The following is a 15,505-nucleotide window of genomic DNA, read 5'->3' as shown; positions in this document are numbered from 1 at the left end:
GAACCATTATGACAACAAAATCATTGAAAAAAATTCTCGTTGCCAACCGTGGTGAAATTGCCTGCCGAGTTATGCGTACAGCAAAGCAAATGGGCTTAACAACGGTTGCTGTTTACTCAGATGCAGATAAACATGCTCAGCACGTAAAGCTTGCTGATGAGGCGTACCATATTGGTCCTGCGCCAAGTAAAGACTCATACTTAGTGGCAGACAAAATCATCGATGTGGCAAAACAAGCAGGTGTTGATTGTATTCACCCGGGCTATGGTTTTTTATCAGAGAACTCTGACTTTGCGCTTGCGTGTGAGAAAAATGATATTGCCTTTATTGGCCCACCAGCATCTAGCATTGAAGCCATGGGCTCAAAAACCCGCGCTAAAGAAATTATGCACCAAGCGAATGTACCTTTAGTGCCTGGTTACTATGGTGATAATCAAAATACTGAGTTCTTACAAGCCGAAGCTGAAAAAATTGGTTACCCGGTACTGATTAAAGCGGCCTTTGGTGGCGGTGGTAAAGGTATGCGAGTTGTAGAACACGCAAAAGACTTTATCGTGCTCTTGAAGGCGCAAAACGTGAAGCAAAAGCCGGCTTTGGTAACGATTTAGTGCTGTTAGAGCGCTATGTCACTAAACCTCGCCATGTTGAAGTACAAGTTTTTGCAGATAGCCATGGTAACTGTGTGTACTTAGGCGACCGTGACTGCTCTTTACAGCGTCGTCACCAAAAAGTTATTGAAGAAGCCCCTGCTCCGGGTTTATCTGATGCACTTCGTAAAGAAATGGGTGAAGCTGCGGTACGTTGTGCCCAAGCGATTAACTATCGCGGTGCAGGTACGATTGAGTTTTTACTTTGCGGTGATGAATTCTTCTTCATGGAAATGAACACCCGTTTACAAGTAGAGCACCCAGTAACAGAAATGGTTACTGGTGTTGATTTGGTGAATTGGCAAATCAACATTGCGGCAGGTGAAGCATTACCACTTAGCCAAGCAGATATTCAACTGCAAGGTCACAGCTTTGAAGCGCGTATTTATGCAGAAGATCCAAGTAATGACTTTATTCCGTGTTCTGGTCACATTGATGCTCTATTTACACCGAACGAATCTGAATTTGTACGTATAGATACAGGGATTGCAGCGGGTGATGAAATTAGCCCGTTCTACGACCCTATGATTGCTAAGTTAATTGTTCATGATGATAACCGTGAGGCTGCGCTTGGGCGTTTATCAAAAGCACTAGAGCAATTCCACCTAGCAGGTTTTAGCTGTAACGTTAATTTCTTACATAATCTTGCTAACCACCCTACTTTTCAAGCAGGTGCACCCGATACGCACTTTATTGAAGACCAAGGTGAACGCCTTGTTGCTAAAAGCGAGCAACAATCTGTTATTGCAACTGTTGTGGCAGCCTATGCGTATGCACATCAACTCAAGGGTGAAAGCAGCAGCCCATGGCAACAATTAACAGGCTTTATGCTAAACAGTGACGCTAAAACAACAATTCCGTTTGTTGATTTAAATGTTCATGCTGTTAAGGCCTCAGAAGGCTTTAAAATCAACCTAGATGGAGTTGACTATACAACTTCAGGTAGCATGGAAAATGGCCTTGCGGACTTAGTCGTTAATGGCGAAAAAGTTGTGGCTCATATTAATCAAGCAGACTCTCACATCACAGTGATGTACAAAGCACAGCAAACGGTGCTAGAACTGATTGATAAACACTATATTAGTGAACACGAAAGTGATGCACTACCACTCGCTGCGCCACTCAATGGTACTGTTGTTAAGCATTTGGTTGAGGTGGGTAGTACGGTTGCTAAAGGTGATGCGGTCGTCATTATTGAAGCTATGAAAATGGAATACACACTCAATGCCCCGCATGATGGTGTATTAACGAGCTATTGCTTTGCTGAAGGTGAACTGGTGAGTCACGGTGATATGCTCGCGATCGTTGAAGAGCCGGAGGCGTAATGGCACAGTTTCCTGATTTTGTTCGCATTGTAGAAGTTGGCGCCAGAGACGGTTTGCAAAATGAAGCAGCCGTTAGTACTCAAGATAAAGTCGCTCTTATCAACGCTCTTGCTGATGCAGGGCTTAAAGATATTGAAGCAGGCGCATTTGTGTCACCTAAATGGGTGCCACAAATGGCTGACTCTAGCGATGTAATTAGCGCGTTAAATTTGCCTAGTGTTAACTTAAGTGCCCTCACCCCAAATTTACGGGGTGCAGAAGCAGCAAAACAAGTCGACATTCAAGAATTTGCTATCTTTACAGCAGCAAGTGAAGCGTTTTGTCAAAAGAACATTAACTGCTCTATTGATGAAAGTATTGATCGCTTTAAAGATGTGATGGCTTTTGCCAAAGCGAATAACATTCGTGTTAGAGGTTATGTGAGCTGCGTTATGGGTTGCCCATATCAAGGTGATGTCGACTACAATGATGTATTAAAAGTATCACAAAGATTACTTGAGCTTGGCTGTTACGAAATTAGCCTAGGTGACACCATTGGTGTGGGTACGGCGAGAAAAGTCGATGAGTTATTAGATTTACTCTTGCAACATATTGATAAATCTAAACTCGCTGTACATTTTCACGACACCTACGGGCAAGCGCTCACAAATATTTACACCGCCCTAAGCCGCGGTATAGCAACGGTTGACAGTGCTGTTGCAGGCCTTGGTGGTTGCCCTTATGCCAAAGGCGCGTCAGGAAATGTTGCCACTGAAGATGTAGTTTACTTACTGCAAGGGCTTGGCATAGAGCATGGAATTGATTTAGAAAGACTGGCGAAAGCTGGTTGGGCTATTTGCAGTGCATTAAATAAACAACCTGTCAGCAAGGTATCACTTGCTCTAAAGAACACTCAGAATAATTAAGGAGTAGGCTCATGGCCGGTTTCGATAAAGTGGTTTCAAGTTATGAAGCTGCAATGGAAGGTTTAAAAGATGGCGATACTATTATCGCTGGTGGCTTTGGCTTGTGTGGTATTCCTGAGGGACTTATCAGTGAAATTAAGCGTAAACAGACTAAAAATCTAACCGTTGTTTCAAACAACTGCGGTGTTGATGATTTCGGCTTAGGTATTTTACTTCACGATAAGCAAATTAAAAAAATCATCGCGTCTTATGTAGGTGAAAATGCGCTTTTCGAAAAACAACTACTCGATGGCGAAATTGATGTGGTTTTAACACCACAAGGTACACTCGCTGAGAAGATGCGTGCCGGTGGTGCGGGTATTCCTGCGTTTTATACTGCAACAGGATACGGCACTCCGGTTGCAGAAGGTAAAGAAGTTAAAGAATTTGATGGTCGCCCGTATATCTTAGAAGAGTCAATTACGGGTGAGTTTGCCATTGTTAAAGCATGGAAAGCCGACCGCTACGGTAATCTTGTATTTCGCCACACAGCTATGAATTTCAACCCGATGGCCGCGACAGCAGGTAAAATTACTGTTGCTGAAGTTGAAGAAATTGTTGAGCCAGGTGAACTTGAGCCAAGCCAAATTCATACCCCAGGTATTTATGTTAATCGCGTGATCAAAGGTGACTTTGAAAAACGCATTGAACGTGTAACAACTCGCGATTAAGGAGCAATAAAATGGCATTATCACGTGAACAAGTTGCAATGCGTGTTGCACAAGAGCTACAAGATGGCTATTACGTAAACCTAGGTATTGGTATCCCTACTCTCGTTGCTAACTATGTACCTGAGGGTATCGAAGTTATGCTGCAGTCTGAAAATGGTTTATTAGGCATGGGTGCGTACCCATCAAAAGACCAAGTTGATGCAGATATGATCAACGCGGGTAAAGAAACCGTGACAGCAGCCACAGGTGCAGCAATATTTAATAGTGCAGATAGTTTTGCCATGATACGGGGTGGTCATGTAGACTTAACGGTCTTAGGTGCATTTGAAGTTGACCAGAACGGTAACATCGCATCGTGGATGATCCCAAAGAAGCTAATTAAAGGCATGGGTGGCGCGATGGACCTCGTTGCTGGCGCGAAGAATATTATTGTTACGATGACTCATGCAAGCAAGCATGGCGACTCTAAGTTATTAGAAAGTTGCACTTTACCGCTAACTGGGGTTAACTGTGTAAAGAAAATCGTAACTGATTTAGCCGTACTAGAAGTTAAAGACGGCGCATTTCATCTAATCGAACGCGCTCCGGGCGTGTCAGTAGATGAAATAATTAGCAAAACGGCAGGCAAATTGCTTGTTGAAGGTGATGTTCCAGAGATGGTTTTTTAAACCACTCACATCCCATGTACCGACCTCATTCCCAGTGCCAATGGCGCTGAGTTACCCAAAATCCCTCGCAAGAGGGATTTTTTTTATCTATTACCAATCCAAAATAATGCTTAATCACTAGATTTAACAAGCTTTTAAGTGACTAGCTAATGGTTCGTAGATACTTTGATCTAAATCAAATTTTAGTCTTAGCTAAAACATATAATACGACCATATTTATTTGGATAATTCTAAACAGTTAATGCAAAGGCCTTCGCACATAGGTTTTGAGATTTAAATACCAATTTAAAAATGGACTTTGAGGTAAAAACATCTATCAGTTTCAGTTTGCTTATTCATAGTTAAACATTGAGTCTACGAAAATTGATTCAATGAGCGTCGTAGTGTGGTGAGTGAAGTGAATTTAAAAATTGTTGTTGAGTTTTTCGAGTCTGGTGGTAATTACTTCATTGTAATAGAAAATGAAAAATACAAATCACCGTATTCTGAATACGCTATTTTAAAAAAATTACTTAATGAGAAAAATCATTATTTTACAATTGAAGATTTGATGTTGATTGGTTGGCCGGATCGTGTTGTTTCTGTAAATTCGGTACCTGTTGCTATTACCAACCTTCGAAAAATATTTAAACATCACACAGCCCAAAAAGTGATCTTAAATACTCAAAATCTAGGATACATAATAGGTGCTGATTCTGATGTTCAAATAGCAAATTCAAGCTTGTTAACTGATGTTGCTGTAAAAGAAAAAATTCGACTACCAATCAATAGAGTTAATCAAGCGCTGGATATATCTCTAAAGTTCCCTTTGCTAATCATTAACATAGTGTTTTTAGCTTACATATTGATTGCAAAAACTTCTTTATACACAAAGAAAGACCAAATTTATGACATAAGCCACACACAAAGTGCTGTCATCATTAGTCCTAAAGGCACTCACATTAAAAACCTTTTTGACTCTATCACTTCAAGATCAACGCTAAACATCGATGAAATGAGCAAGTATCTAACAGATGTAAGTACATCTGGGAAAAGCATTTTGTTTGTTAGTAAATATAGACAAAAAATAATCATCGATTGTATTAGAGGCAATCAACTAGATTCACTTTATGGGGATCATGTAGATAAAATTTTATCTGAATTAAAAGCTATAGGCTGTAAATTATGAAAATATTCAACATTATTTTTTTCGTACTGCTTGTATTTTTCATTTGTTTTCAGCAACACAGCAAGCTTCCTATTTCAGGGTTTTACTTAAGAAGCGAAAAAGTATTTATAAAAAATGAGCAACCGCTACAAATTGAGACTAAGGTCAATTTTTTACAAGCCGCAGACAAGTACACATCAATAACAAACATATCAGATCTAGAAAATCAGTTAAATCATGGTGGTTTTTTTATTAATGGCGATATCTACAAAGATAAAGATCGCCTGATAGCTATTACTGAGAATATCAAAGAGATAAGTGATACAGAACCATATTTTGTCTACGTTGCATCGTCGTCACCAATTGTAAGGAAGATTCAAAAATCTATGCTTGGCGTAAATGTTAAAGAAAAACGTATTTACGAAACGTGGTTTATAAATAGCAGAATTTTTTGCTACAAAGATTTAAACAATAATTTTATAAAATGCTTGAGGCCTCAAAGTGAACTCTCGATATAATTTAACAGGTTGATTTATAACATTTTAATAATTATAAAATTTAATAAAGACACTTTTTTAGCTGTCACAGATAAAGTACAAACAACTTAAATCAGCTGTGAAGTTAAAATGAAAAGTGCAATACAACACAACCTAATAGAAATCAGTGAAACAAATTCAAGCCTCGAATACACCTCTAGGAAAATGGATTGCTCTGAGTATATTTTCCATTTCAAGCCAATAGTTCAAGTTACTGCTGAAGGCTATAAAATGATTGGCGCAGAAGCTTTGATAAGAAAAGTGTCTAACGGAAAAGTAATATTGCCAGATGCTTTTATTGAAGAGCTCGAAGCAAGTGATGCTCTGGCAGAACTCATGAAAGACCATATCTTAAAAACAGCGGTTCAGCTTAACTGTATATTGTTAGAAAATGATACCTTTAAAGTGTCATTCAATGTACCACCCTCGATGTTGACACACAGTTTTGTAGATTTTATCGAAAACAAATTCTCTAACTGTAAATGGCTATGTTTAGAAATAACAGAAAGAACTAAAGTAACAGATTTCACTACTGCAAAGGGTGTTATTGATAGGTTACGTAAGTTAGGTATCGATATCTATTTAGATGATGTTGGAAGTGGCTTTGGTGATAATTATTATTTACAAGAGTTTGATATCACAGGAGTTAAAATTGATAAATCATTTACTAGTAGGATTGCCCATGGTGATTCAAAAGTTATCGATTGCTATATTAAGATGTATCAAGAACTTGGCTTAAACATCGTTGCTGAGGGTGTTGAGACCAAAGAGCAGACTAATGCTTTGCTGAAACGCGGCGTTCATACACAGCAAGGCTATTACTTTTATAAGCCTCTTCCATTAAAAAAACTTTTAATGTGGAAACAATTCGAGTTAATTGCGTTTAAAAATAAACAAGTAGTTAACCAGTCTCAGTTAGATAAAGTGATTAAGTTACCTTGATTTTTAGCGCAACACATAACTTTCAAACTAAAACTATCTATAAATTACTGGTTGATTGGGGCATTGTTCGCACCATTTTGTCACATAAATAGTATAAAATGCCCTGCTTTAGTGAATTGGCAGTATCTAATACTGAGACTATGACCTAATAGCTAAAACTGCTAAGATCACTTTTTTGCTAAACATTTGCCTAAACATAGATTAAACGAGCGATTCGCGACTGTTTTTTATACAATATGGCAAGAGTTAGCTATATTCATTCTTTAATATCTATTTTTTTACATTTTGGGATAATAATTGCTTAGCAGTTAATTAACTAACAAGCGCTTTTGAGACTTACTGAAATTAACTATGCAAACACCTATTCGTGGCCTACGCTCATTTTGTTTTGCTGCACGCACCCTTAGCTTTAAAGATGCAGCAAACCAACTTTACCTTACACCGTCTGCCGTAAGCCATCAGATCAAACAATTAGAAGAACAATTGGGTATTGAACTGTTTGAACGTCAAACCCGTTCAATTCGTCTGACAGCTGCAGGCAAGAATTTTTATGACTCTGTATCGCCGCTTATTAAAGCGCTAGAAAAAACCATCAACGAGTTTAGTCAGTTACAAGAAAATGTGACTATTAGTATTACGCTACCTGAGTTTTTCGCTAGTGAGCTTTTAATGCCAAAACTAAGCGAATGGACAAGCGATCATCCAAATACAAACTTACAGCTTAATACCTTAAAAACGCGTAAAGAGCTGACTAAGCAAAGCGATTTGTCGATTGTATTGTCTTCATCTAAACCGCACGAAGGCGTTGTACATGAGCTATTTTCGCTATCGTATACACCAGCTTGCAATAAAGAAAACTGGCAAGCATGGCAAGAAAACCCGTTTCAGGCTTTAAATGAAGTTCCACTCATTCTTCATAAAGCACGCCCTTGGGCTTGGCACCAATGGGCAGAGCATGCTGGTATTGATGACTTTGCACCAAAGCAAATTATTCAGGTTGATAGTATGTTTGGTGTGGCACGTGCGGCGCAACAGGGTATGGGTATTGCCCTAATCCCCTTGCCAATTAGTCAAACTTGGTTTGATGAGCAATGGCTATTTAATTTCACAGATATGCCATTAAAAACAAAAGATAAATATTACTTAGTGCAACACGACCCTAGTGAAACCAATGCACAATTAGAGTTATTTATTAAATGGATGCTTGATACCTTTAAACATCTTAAATGATAAATCGTAAAGACCCTCAATTTCATTGAGGGTCGTTTATTGAAAATTTAGCTTTTAGATTTGCTGACTAAGATACTCACTTTATTTTCACCTATTTCAAAAGATGATTGTTTACCATATGCCACAATAAAAGAAGGTGTAAAATTGCTGCCAGCGAGTGTGATTGATGTTTCTACAGCTGCAGTATTATTTTGTTGTGGTATCACTGTAATTTCATAGCTAAACCCCTCACCTATAGAGATGGTCGCAGGTTTTTTTTCTTCCACCAGCATTACTGGCGATGCTAATAGCTCATTCGCTTTATAAACAGATGTTTCAACTTGAAAGCTATCAGCTGCGAAACAGCTCGTTGATACTAGCAACGCTCCAGCTATTAAACCTAACTGTTTGTTCATATAAATTTCCTTATCTCAATTATAGGGTTTATCCGTAATCAATATCAGTTACTAGGTTTATTTGATACAAGAAATTTCAGAATGTTAACTATCACAATCAAAGCTCTCTATAATACACATCAATGGTATGTGATATAGCTTCATAGCGGTTATTTTTATGATTAAAACAGGCTTTGCGTAGTTCCTTCTCTTCGTAGTTTTTACCTGCCACGACGACTTGATCGAGAGTTTGTGAATTTGCACAGAATTGATTTGATGAAATTGTTTCTACTTTGACTGATTCAGCTTTTAACGCGGTAATGAACTAGGCTTAGGATTTTGCTTCATGCCTTCAAGTAACTGAGCTTTAGTAACAGGCACAGTATCTGACCCTATGCCTGGAATATGCAATGTTTGTCTAATGGTATAGTTTTTACTTAATAATGGCGTAAACAAAGATACATCGTTGCTCAAATAAGCCTGCTCTAAATTAAGATAAACAGCCACTTTATCTTCAGCTGCATTGGCAATAACAGGCCCTAAAAATAACAACGCAAATATCAGTTTCATGGTTATACGCTTATTCAGAATAAATTAAGTTATCAACTACACATACCATCATAAAGTACCGATTTTATTTTTAATTAACAACAATTTGTTTGTTTTGCGTACTCTACTCCTTTATTGTTCTTTATCGTAAACATTACCTATTTAAACCCCGTATCTGCTTTATCGGGGTCAGATCATCGGGGTCAGATCAGACGGCTGACGGCTGACGGCTGACGGCTGACGGCTTAAAACTAATTCATTACATTAGACTAAAGTCTATAGGTTAAATTTCTTCATCTATTAGGTCATTTTTTATCGTTTGTTGAATCAGCGCTGTTCAATTAAAGTTCAGTTGTCGGCGATTGATACCGATTTAAATAGAGGAAATGATTATGTTTAGTACACTTATGAAACGCGTTGCACTTAGCTCTTTATTAACTTGTTCAGCTATGGCAGTGGCTGATCAAAGTGACTACAAATTGATGGTTATTGACCAATCTACACAAGCATCAGTAGAGACTAACCGTCAATACGAATTAGCATTTAACCAATGTGCGTTAAGTGTTCAAGCGAAGAATTTTACAGAAGCTGAAGCGCTTTGTTCAAAAGCAATCAGTTTACTTAGCACAAGCAAAGTACCTGCTTATAAGCGTCGTGAATTAACGTCATTTGCGTTAAGCAACCGCGGTGTAGCTCGCATCATGTCTGAAAACGACACAGCTGCATTGTCTGACTTTTACGAAGCAGTACAAATTTCAGGTAACGAGTTAGTTGAACACAACTTAACACGTGCGAAAAAGAACTTAGCGTTATAAGTTCTCACAGAATTGTGTTGTCTCAAAACCCAGCCTCGGCTGGGTTTTGTCGTATATGTACTGATCATTTTATGCTTCTTGCAAATTCGAGTAGCAATCTAGGAATTAAGCTAACGAAGCTTACCTTAAGCTTCAGACAATGCTTGTTTGTAACTAAAATCAAAATGTTTGAGTAACTGATTCAGGTAGTTTAGGTTTATTTGGTTAGGTTTAAAGCTTTGTCCCTTTTCAATATTTGCTATGTGTTTTTTTAGCTTTTCTTTGTCTTTATTCCAAAAAGCAATATTTCCTAACACAAAGTCATTCCAATACATTTTTGAACCACTTAGCTCTTCATCGGGATCCAATACTTTTTTTGCGTGAAAAACTGCTTGTTGATAATCACCAGCTAGCCCTTCCATTTGCGCTAAATGCCACGTTAACGAGCTTTCTTTAGAGTTATTATGAGAGATAAAACGTTTTATCAGAATTGCGGCTTCAGCATGGCAACCTGATTTTTCTAACAATCTAAACCCAGCATCGTATGTCTGATCAAATTGTTGGTATGTGAGGTTCAAATCGTCTTTTAACCTTTCCTCAAGCGCTACTTTACAATCAGCAAAAGCAAGATTTGATGTAAATAATAACCCGATTGATAAAAGTCCTGTTTTCATAATTTTGTCCTTAAAAAGTATAAGCTCCAAGTTAAAATTTACTTTAAAGCATACCAAGAAGTAAAAATAAGATTAAAATCTTAACTCATTTTTTCTGTATTAAAATGAATTGTATGTATCCCAAAAACCTTTCTTCGAAGATTCAATATCTTTACTAAGCAAAACATCTTTTACGACCAATTTGTCTGGTTCGCCATTTTTTGAAAAAAGATGAAGATAAATTCCATACAATATTTGATTTCACTGGAATTCTTTGATTTATCGTAAAGTTCACTTTGCTCGATTGGTTTAAAGGAGTTTGCATGTATAAACACCACATTCAAAGTTGGGCCTTCGTTTTTATGGATTTGAGCATCGATTTGAACAAATTTAACCGCAACATTTTTGAGTTCGGGCTTCTCACGCAATAAAAATGTTCTTGCTTTATCTTCGATTAATTCTCTCTTAATTGATGCTAAATCCCCCCAATGCATAACTTGACCAGGTGCAGAAAATGTAATCATACTAACAAGCATTAAACTTGAAATAATTAATTTATTCATCGTGGATCAAACCTTTGAACAACATTTTAATTGTTTTAGCTAAACACCGCAGATTTGGTATACAAGACTAATTTGCTCCCACTCAGGATCGTTTTCAACCTGCAGGTGTATAGGTAATTTTGGAAACTCAGATAAGGCTGTATTGATTCTAAGACCGACTTCGTCAACACGATTAATATAGTAATGCCATTCACGGCTTCCATTACAAGTAAATACAAGGGATAAGACAGCTAAACGATCTGAGTCAAGAGTCGCATCTAAAGCGTTCTCAAAACATTTCATCGTTTCACTTTGCTCAGTTGATGGCATTCCATTAAGGTTATCTGCATCATACTCCCATATGATAACTAATCTTTGAGGATAATCACTGTTGGCGATAAAAGGTGCCAGATCAGTTCGATAACGAATTAATCTTGGCATACCGCCATTATCACTTTCTGCTATATTCCATGGTGCTGAATTGGCTGCTGGGATTTTCATTGATGAATTCCTTTGTATAAATGTTTATGTGCAAATCTATATTTCAAAAATTTCGAGTAAAATACATCCTAAACAGAATAAAGCGATTAATCAGGCTTAATCGAGATAGGTTTTGTTTGAGTGCATGTCTAAATAGCCATAACCACTAATTGTCTCGATTTGAGAAGGCAGGCCATAGATAGGCTCTGAAACAGCTTGAATTGGAAAGTTTAGCTTTGGTAAATCAATTGTATTGGGTGTTGATATGCCAAACCAAAAGCTAACAGGTTCATCATCAAAAAACATACATGGTTGTGTGTACACAACTCCAGCTAAGCCAACCTTAATGTAACCCAAGAATTTATTGCCAATAGCATCAGTAAACAGGGATTTTACGAGTAAATGATTATTTGGGTTTAAGGTATCAGCTTCAGTTGCTGGTGTTACAATCGTTTCATCAACTGAATCATCCTTACAATACTTAAAAAGCCAAACAGCATGTTCATTAAGATCTTGAACAGTAATTTCCCAACAAAATTTATCCATGACTTCCCTTATCTACTCTAATGTCTATTCATTATTACACTGCAAGAACACTGACACTTAAAGTTAGCAACAAACTATAACTACCTGATTTTATATAATTTTGAAATTGTTGTTACTTTTCTAGGTCATGGTAAACACTTGGATTCCAAATTTGCATAAACATCTCTGGATTTTCAATTGGTTGAAAACCATATTGCGTGTACAAACCATGCGCATCTCTTGTTGCCAATACCATACGCCTTAAGCCTTGAAGCTCGGGGTGAGAAACTATGCTTTCAACGAGCCACTTGCTCAAACCTTTGCCTCGATGACTCTCTACTATGAATACATCAGCAAGATAGGCAAATGTTGCTTTGTCTGTTATGAGGCGGGCAAAACCTATTTGATAATCATGGCTATCATAGACACCAAAACAAAATGAGTTTGAAATGGCTGTTTCTAGCGTCTGCCTTGGTATTCCTGACGCCCAATAGCTTTTTGAAATAAAACCGTAAATTACTTCAAAATCGAGGTCAGTTTTATCTGTGCTGATTTTATATCCTTGCACCAGAATTCCTTTGTGATGTTAACACCTGTTATTAAAGAGGTTTAGTTTTAACAAAGTTACTAACCGATTGCTACTGTTCAAACATTAAGGCTGTGCCCCTTTAACCTAACTACAATTTTAAACCATAAATTACAGGCCCAAATAACATTTCTATGCATTAGTGACAGCATTAAACTTATAAACACTCGTCTAAGTAAATTTCACCTTTAAATAAATAATCAAATTCACTTGCTTGCTCTACACCCTAGTAAACTTCTGAGAATTGAGTAATTACTCTATAGATTAAATTTCTTCATCTATCAGTTTTAATTTAATCGTTTGTTTAGCTTATAGGAATATTTTAAAGTTCACTCGTTGGCAAGAAACACCAACTTATTCAGAGGAAAACTATCATGTTAAAAACACTTGTAACCACTATTGCACTTAGCTCTTTATTAACTTGCTCAGCGATGGCAGTAGCCGATCAAGCTGATTATAAACTGATGGTTATTGAGCAAGCTCAAACTAACGATAATGCAACAAGCCAATACGAAACTGCCTTCAACCGCTGTGCATTAAGCGTTAAAGAAAAGAATTTTTCAGAAGCGGAAAGCCTGTGTACACAAGCAATTTCACTTCTAAGTACAAGTAAAGTACCTGGTTACAAACGTCGCGAATTAACATCGTTTGCACTTAGTAACCGTGGTGTTGCACGCATCATGTCTGAAAACGATACAGCTGCACTTTCTGACTTTTATGAAGCAGTGCAAATTTCAAAAAATGAACTTGTTAATCACAACTTAAGCCGCGCAAAACAAAACTTAGCGCTGTAAAAGTTCCCCCAACCAAATTGTTGTCGAAAGCCCGGTTCTTGTGTGTTCTGACCGGGCTTTTTTTTGCCTGTCATATTCTTATCTATAAAATACTTTTCTTCACCTAACGAGTGCGAATATCTCGTTTGTCAGTTTTATACCCTGTTTTCTAACTTTATAGAGTAAGCATATTGCTTACGCTAACAAGGAGAAAACAATGTTTAAATTAAATTTTAAACCCTGCCTATGGTTAATATTATTTGTTTGTTCAAATTTTGTATTCGCCAACAACAACGACTTTAAACTCATGGTTGTTGACGATAACGCAAGCTCAAAAGCAATTATGCAAGGTAACTTTGCTAATTCTTTAGAGACGATGAACGATGCTAACAACTATATCGTGCCATTTAATCGTTGCGTTGTGAGTGTGAAACTAAAACAGTTTGATAAAGCTGATCAAGATTGCTCACAAGCAATCGCGATGCTAAAAAAGGTCAATGCTCCACATTATAAGCGTAATGAACTGACGTCTTATGCATTAAGTAATAGAGGCATTGCTCGACTAATGGCAAAAAATGATACGGCGGCCATTGCTGATTTTTATGAGGCTGTGCAGCTCAATAATAACGAGCTGGTGTCGTTTAACTTAAATCTCGCTAAACAGGAATTAAAATTGTGGTAATAAGTCATCAGGCTAAAAGAAAACCAGCCATGTCGGCTGGTTTTCTTACATCAATTACCTTTTAAGATTTATCTCTTGGCACAAAATCAAGCACGGTAGCATTAATGCAGTATCGGTCTTTACCTCTTGGCCCTTCACCTGGAAACAAATGCCCTAAGTGAATACCTGAGCTTTTTGATTTAAGCTCAATACGTTGCATGCCATAACTATTATCTTCATGCATAGTTACACTGTCTTTTATCGGATGAATAAATGAAAGCCAGCCGGTGCCTGAATTAAATCGATCTCGGGTATCAAAAAGTGGCACTCCACTTAACTTATCAATAAAAATCCCATCAGGTGTATTTTTAAAGATATCGTATTGTTTACAAAATGGACTATCTGTTCTGGCATGAAATGCCACTCTAAAGGCTTCACTGTCCCCCAGTTTAAATGCACCTAAGGCTTTGTAAAATTCATCTCTACTAACATAACCTTGTCTCCCATACACTTCTTCGCCATTTTCAATAAATAAGAGTGTGGGTGTCGCCCATGTTGGGGTTTTAATTGTTAAACCATCGAGCTGATCAGCATGTCGAAACGTCATCGGAATTGTTCCCATGTACTCATTCGCGACGTCTTTTTTAAACTTTTCACAATAAGGACAATAGCCTTTAGCATCAATCACCACAATTTGCTTGCCGGCCAATAAGGCTGTGTTATCAACCTGCTGTTTTTTTACTGGCGTGAATACAACGCCCGTTGAATGATCCGGGCAATAACCATTAGGGTTTTTCTTTAAATAATCTTGATGGTAATCCTCTGCAGCATAAAACGCATCAAGTGGTTTTATCACAGTTACAATCTTGCCATACCCTGCTGCCGTTAATTTGCTTTGGTATTCACCTTTAAGTTTATTAGCAATCTCGAGTTGCTCGTTATTACTAACCAAAATTGTTGAGCGGTATTGAGTACCAATATCATTACCTTGGCGATTTAGCTGTGTTGGATCATGATTTTCAAAATAATGCTTTAAAAGTGATTGTGTTGTTAACTCGTTACTGTTGTATGTGACTTTAACAACTTCTGCATAATTGTTTTCATCAAAGCGTCGTGAGCTACGTGTTATATTCTTGTAGGTCGCTTTAAATCCATGCCCATCGGCATAACCTGATACAGCATCTAACACGCCATCCAGTGCTTCGTATCGTTTTTCAGCTCCCCAAAAGCAACCAGAGCCAAGCACGATCGATTCAATATGCCCTGTTGCGTTATCTGGCATTGTGTCAGCTTTAATTTGGCTGGTGGTAAAAATGGCACTGCAAGTAAATAGTGTCAGTAACATCGACTTAATTGTCATACTAATTTCCTCTTAAAAGCCTGTATTTAAAGTAGACCGAGCATAAGCATTAATAATTTCAGCTTAAACGCATGCAAACAGCTATTCACCGCTAACAA

At 37.6% G+C, this 15,505-nt stretch carries 18 protein-coding genes and 1 pseudogene; 11 read left to right on the top strand and 8 right to left on the bottom strand.

Going from position 1 to position 15,505, the window contains the following annotated elements; genetic code table 11:
- Positions 1-8 precede the first annotated feature (8 nt).
- From C2M33_RS07180 to C2M33_RS07145, 8 genes and pseudogenes are all read left to right on the top strand, one after another.
- Positions 9-1,972: pseudogene (locus tag C2M33_RS07180) on the top strand (acetyl/propionyl/methylcrotonyl-CoA carboxylase subunit alpha).
- Positions 1,972-2,877, top strand: a complete 906-nt coding sequence (locus C2M33_RS07175; RefSeq protein ID WP_105174101.1) for a hydroxymethylglutaryl-CoA lyase — start codon at positions 1,972-1,974, stop codon at positions 2,875-2,877. The pseudogene C2M33_RS07180 and the gene C2M33_RS07175 overlap by 1 nt, the downstream one beginning before the upstream one ends.
- 11 nt (positions 2,878-2,888) lie before the next feature.
- Positions 2,889-3,587, top strand: coding sequence for a CoA transferase subunit A (locus C2M33_RS07170; RefSeq protein ID WP_055197201.1), 699 nt, complete (start codon positions 2,889-2,891; stop codon positions 3,585-3,587).
- Between the two features lie 11 nt (positions 3,588-3,598).
- Complete coding sequence (locus C2M33_RS07165; protein ID WP_063705387.1) at positions 3,599-4,255, top strand: 3-oxoacid CoA-transferase subunit B; 657 nt, start codon at positions 3,599-3,601, stop codon at positions 4,253-4,255.
- Positions 4,256-4,652: 397 nt separating this feature from the next.
- The gene (locus C2M33_RS07160) at positions 4,653-5,423 is read left to right on the top strand and encodes a helix-turn-helix domain-containing protein (RefSeq protein WP_158685570.1); all 771 of its coding nucleotides are present in this window, start codon (positions 4,653-4,655) and stop codon (positions 5,421-5,423) included.
- A complete protein-coding gene (locus C2M33_RS07155; protein ID WP_105174099.1) occupies positions 5,420-5,920 on the top strand; it encodes a hypothetical protein in 501 nt (166 codons plus the stop codon). Before C2M33_RS07160 ends, C2M33_RS07155 begins: the two co-directional genes overlap by 4 nt.
- A gap of 108 nt (positions 5,921-6,028) precedes the next feature.
- On the top strand, positions 6,029-6,880 hold the full coding sequence (locus tag C2M33_RS07150) for an EAL domain-containing protein (protein ID WP_105174098.1): 852 nt from the start codon (positions 6,029-6,031) through the stop codon (positions 6,878-6,880).
- Positions 6,881-7,231: 351 nt separating this feature from the next.
- Positions 7,232-8,110 (top strand): LysR family transcriptional regulator, encoded by an 879-nt coding sequence (locus C2M33_RS07145; protein ID WP_105174097.1) that lies wholly within the window; start codon positions 7,232-7,234, stop codon positions 8,108-8,110.
- 47 nt (positions 8,111-8,157) lie between these two features.
- Here the strand turns inward: C2M33_RS07145 and C2M33_RS07140 are convergent, their stop codons facing one another.
- Together C2M33_RS07140 and C2M33_RS07135 are read right to left on the bottom strand one after the other, a co-directional pair.
- Entirely contained in the window at positions 8,158-8,505 is a 348-nt protein-coding gene (locus C2M33_RS07140; protein ID WP_105174096.1) for a hypothetical protein, read from the bottom strand.
- A 288-nt stretch (positions 8,506-8,793) separates the two neighbouring features.
- A complete protein-coding gene (locus C2M33_RS07135; RefSeq protein WP_105174095.1) occupies positions 8,794-9,054 on the bottom strand; it encodes a hypothetical protein in 261 nt (86 codons plus the stop codon).
- A 371-nt stretch (positions 9,055-9,425) separates the two neighbouring features.
- Here C2M33_RS07135 and C2M33_RS07130 point away from each other — a divergent pair, with 371 nt between their 5' ends.
- Positions 9,426-9,848, top strand: coding sequence for a hypothetical protein (locus tag C2M33_RS07130; protein ID WP_063705394.1), 423 nt, complete (start codon positions 9,426-9,428; stop codon positions 9,846-9,848).
- Positions 9,849-9,973: 125 nt separating this feature from the next.
- Here C2M33_RS07130 and C2M33_RS07125 read toward each other — a convergent pair whose 3' ends face one another.
- The 5 genes from C2M33_RS07125 to C2M33_RS07105 form a co-directional block, all read right to left on the bottom strand.
- Positions 9,974-10,531 carry a hypothetical protein gene (locus C2M33_RS07125; protein ID WP_158685569.1) on the bottom strand — a complete coding sequence of 186 codons (558 nt, stop codon included), beginning with the start codon at positions 10,529-10,531 and terminating at the stop codon, positions 9,974-9,976.
- 140 nt (positions 10,532-10,671) lie between these two features.
- A complete protein-coding gene (locus C2M33_RS07120) occupies positions 10,672-11,043 on the bottom strand; it encodes a hypothetical protein (protein WP_063705401.1) in 372 nt (123 codons plus the stop codon).
- A 39-nt stretch (positions 11,044-11,082) separates the two neighbouring features.
- Complete coding sequence (locus tag C2M33_RS07115; RefSeq protein WP_063705404.1) at positions 11,083-11,523, bottom strand: DUF695 domain-containing protein; 441 nt, start codon at positions 11,521-11,523, stop codon at positions 11,083-11,085.
- Between the two features lie 96 nt (positions 11,524-11,619).
- On the bottom strand, positions 11,620-12,048 hold the full coding sequence (locus tag C2M33_RS07110; RefSeq protein ID WP_063705407.1) for a hypothetical protein: 429 nt from the start codon (positions 12,046-12,048) through the stop codon (positions 11,620-11,622).
- Positions 12,049-12,160: 112 nt separating this feature from the next.
- Positions 12,161-12,595, bottom strand: a complete 435-nt coding sequence (locus C2M33_RS07105; RefSeq protein ID WP_063705410.1) for a GNAT family N-acetyltransferase — start codon at positions 12,593-12,595, stop codon at positions 12,161-12,163.
- Positions 12,596-12,987: 392 nt separating this feature from the next.
- Here C2M33_RS07105 and C2M33_RS07100 point away from each other — a divergent pair, with 392 nt between their 5' ends.
- The gene (locus C2M33_RS07100) at positions 12,988-13,407 is read left to right on the top strand and encodes a hypothetical protein (RefSeq protein WP_063705413.1); all 420 of its coding nucleotides are present in this window, start codon (positions 12,988-12,990) and stop codon (positions 13,405-13,407) included.
- Between the two features lie 196 nt (positions 13,408-13,603).
- The gene (locus C2M33_RS07095; RefSeq protein WP_063705416.1) at positions 13,604-14,068 is read left to right on the top strand and encodes a hypothetical protein; all 465 of its coding nucleotides are present in this window, start codon (positions 13,604-13,606) and stop codon (positions 14,066-14,068) included.
- Positions 14,069-14,129: 61 nt separating this feature from the next.
- Here the strand turns inward: C2M33_RS07095 and msrA are convergent, their stop codons facing one another.
- Positions 14,130-15,407 (bottom strand): peptide-methionine (S)-S-oxide reductase MsrA, encoded by a 1,278-nt coding sequence (gene msrA, locus C2M33_RS07090; protein ID WP_105174093.1) that lies wholly within the window; start codon positions 15,405-15,407, stop codon positions 14,130-14,132.
- Positions 15,408-15,505: the final 98 nt, after the last annotated feature.

The organism is Pseudoalteromonas sp. T1lg122 (genome assembly GCF_002964825.1).
Taxonomy (GTDB): domain Bacteria; phylum Pseudomonadota; class Gammaproteobacteria; order Enterobacterales; family Alteromonadaceae; genus Pseudoalteromonas; species Pseudoalteromonas gelatinilytica.
Note: the sequence above shows the minus strand (reverse complement) of the source record. Positions and strands in the feature narration are given on the sequence as shown.

Bases quoted from the DNA above. Each gene is read 5' to 3' on its own strand.
- C2M33_RS07175 (WP_105174101.1), top strand. From the start codon at position 1,972: ATGGCACAGTTTCCTGATTTTGTTCGCATTGTAGAAGTTGGCGCCAGA.
- C2M33_RS07170 (WP_055197201.1), top strand. From the start codon at position 2,889: ATGGCCGGTTTCGATAAAGTGGTTTCAAGTTATGAAGCTGCAATGGAA.
- C2M33_RS07165 (WP_063705387.1), top strand. From the start codon at position 3,599: ATGGCATTATCACGTGAACAAGTTGCAATGCGTGTTGCACAAGAGCTA.
- C2M33_RS07155 (WP_105174099.1), top strand. From the start codon at position 5,420: ATGAAAATATTCAACATTATTTTTTTCGTACTGCTTGTATTTTTCATT.
- C2M33_RS07150 (WP_105174098.1), top strand. From the start codon at position 6,029: ATGAAAAGTGCAATACAACACAACCTAATAGAAATCAGTGAAACAAAT.
- C2M33_RS07145 (WP_105174097.1), top strand. From the start codon at position 7,232: ATGCAAACACCTATTCGTGGCCTACGCTCATTTTGTTTTGCTGCACGC.
- C2M33_RS07140 (WP_105174096.1), bottom strand. From the start codon at position 8,505: ATGAACAAACAGTTAGGTTTAATAGCTGGAGCGTTGCTAGTATCAACG.
- C2M33_RS07135 (WP_105174095.1), bottom strand. From the start codon at position 9,054: ATGAAACTGATATTTGCGTTGTTATTTTTAGGGCCTGTTATTGCCAAT.
- C2M33_RS07130 (WP_063705394.1), top strand. From the start codon at position 9,426: ATGTTTAGTACACTTATGAAACGCGTTGCACTTAGCTCTTTATTAACT.
- C2M33_RS07120 (WP_063705401.1), bottom strand. From the start codon at position 11,043: ATGAATAAATTAATTATTTCAAGTTTAATGCTTGTTAGTATGATTACA.
- C2M33_RS07115 (WP_063705404.1), bottom strand. From the start codon at position 11,523: ATGAAAATCCCAGCAGCCAATTCAGCACCATGGAATATAGCAGAAAGT.
- C2M33_RS07110 (WP_063705407.1), bottom strand. From the start codon at position 12,048: ATGGATAAATTTTGTTGGGAAATTACTGTTCAAGATCTTAATGAACAT.
- C2M33_RS07100 (WP_063705413.1), top strand. From the start codon at position 12,988: ATGTTAAAAACACTTGTAACCACTATTGCACTTAGCTCTTTATTAACT.
- C2M33_RS07095 (WP_063705416.1), top strand. From the start codon at position 13,604: ATGTTTAAATTAAATTTTAAACCCTGCCTATGGTTAATATTATTTGTT.
- msrA (WP_105174093.1), bottom strand. From the start codon at position 15,407: ATGACAATTAAGTCGATGTTACTGACACTATTTACTTGCAGTGCCATT.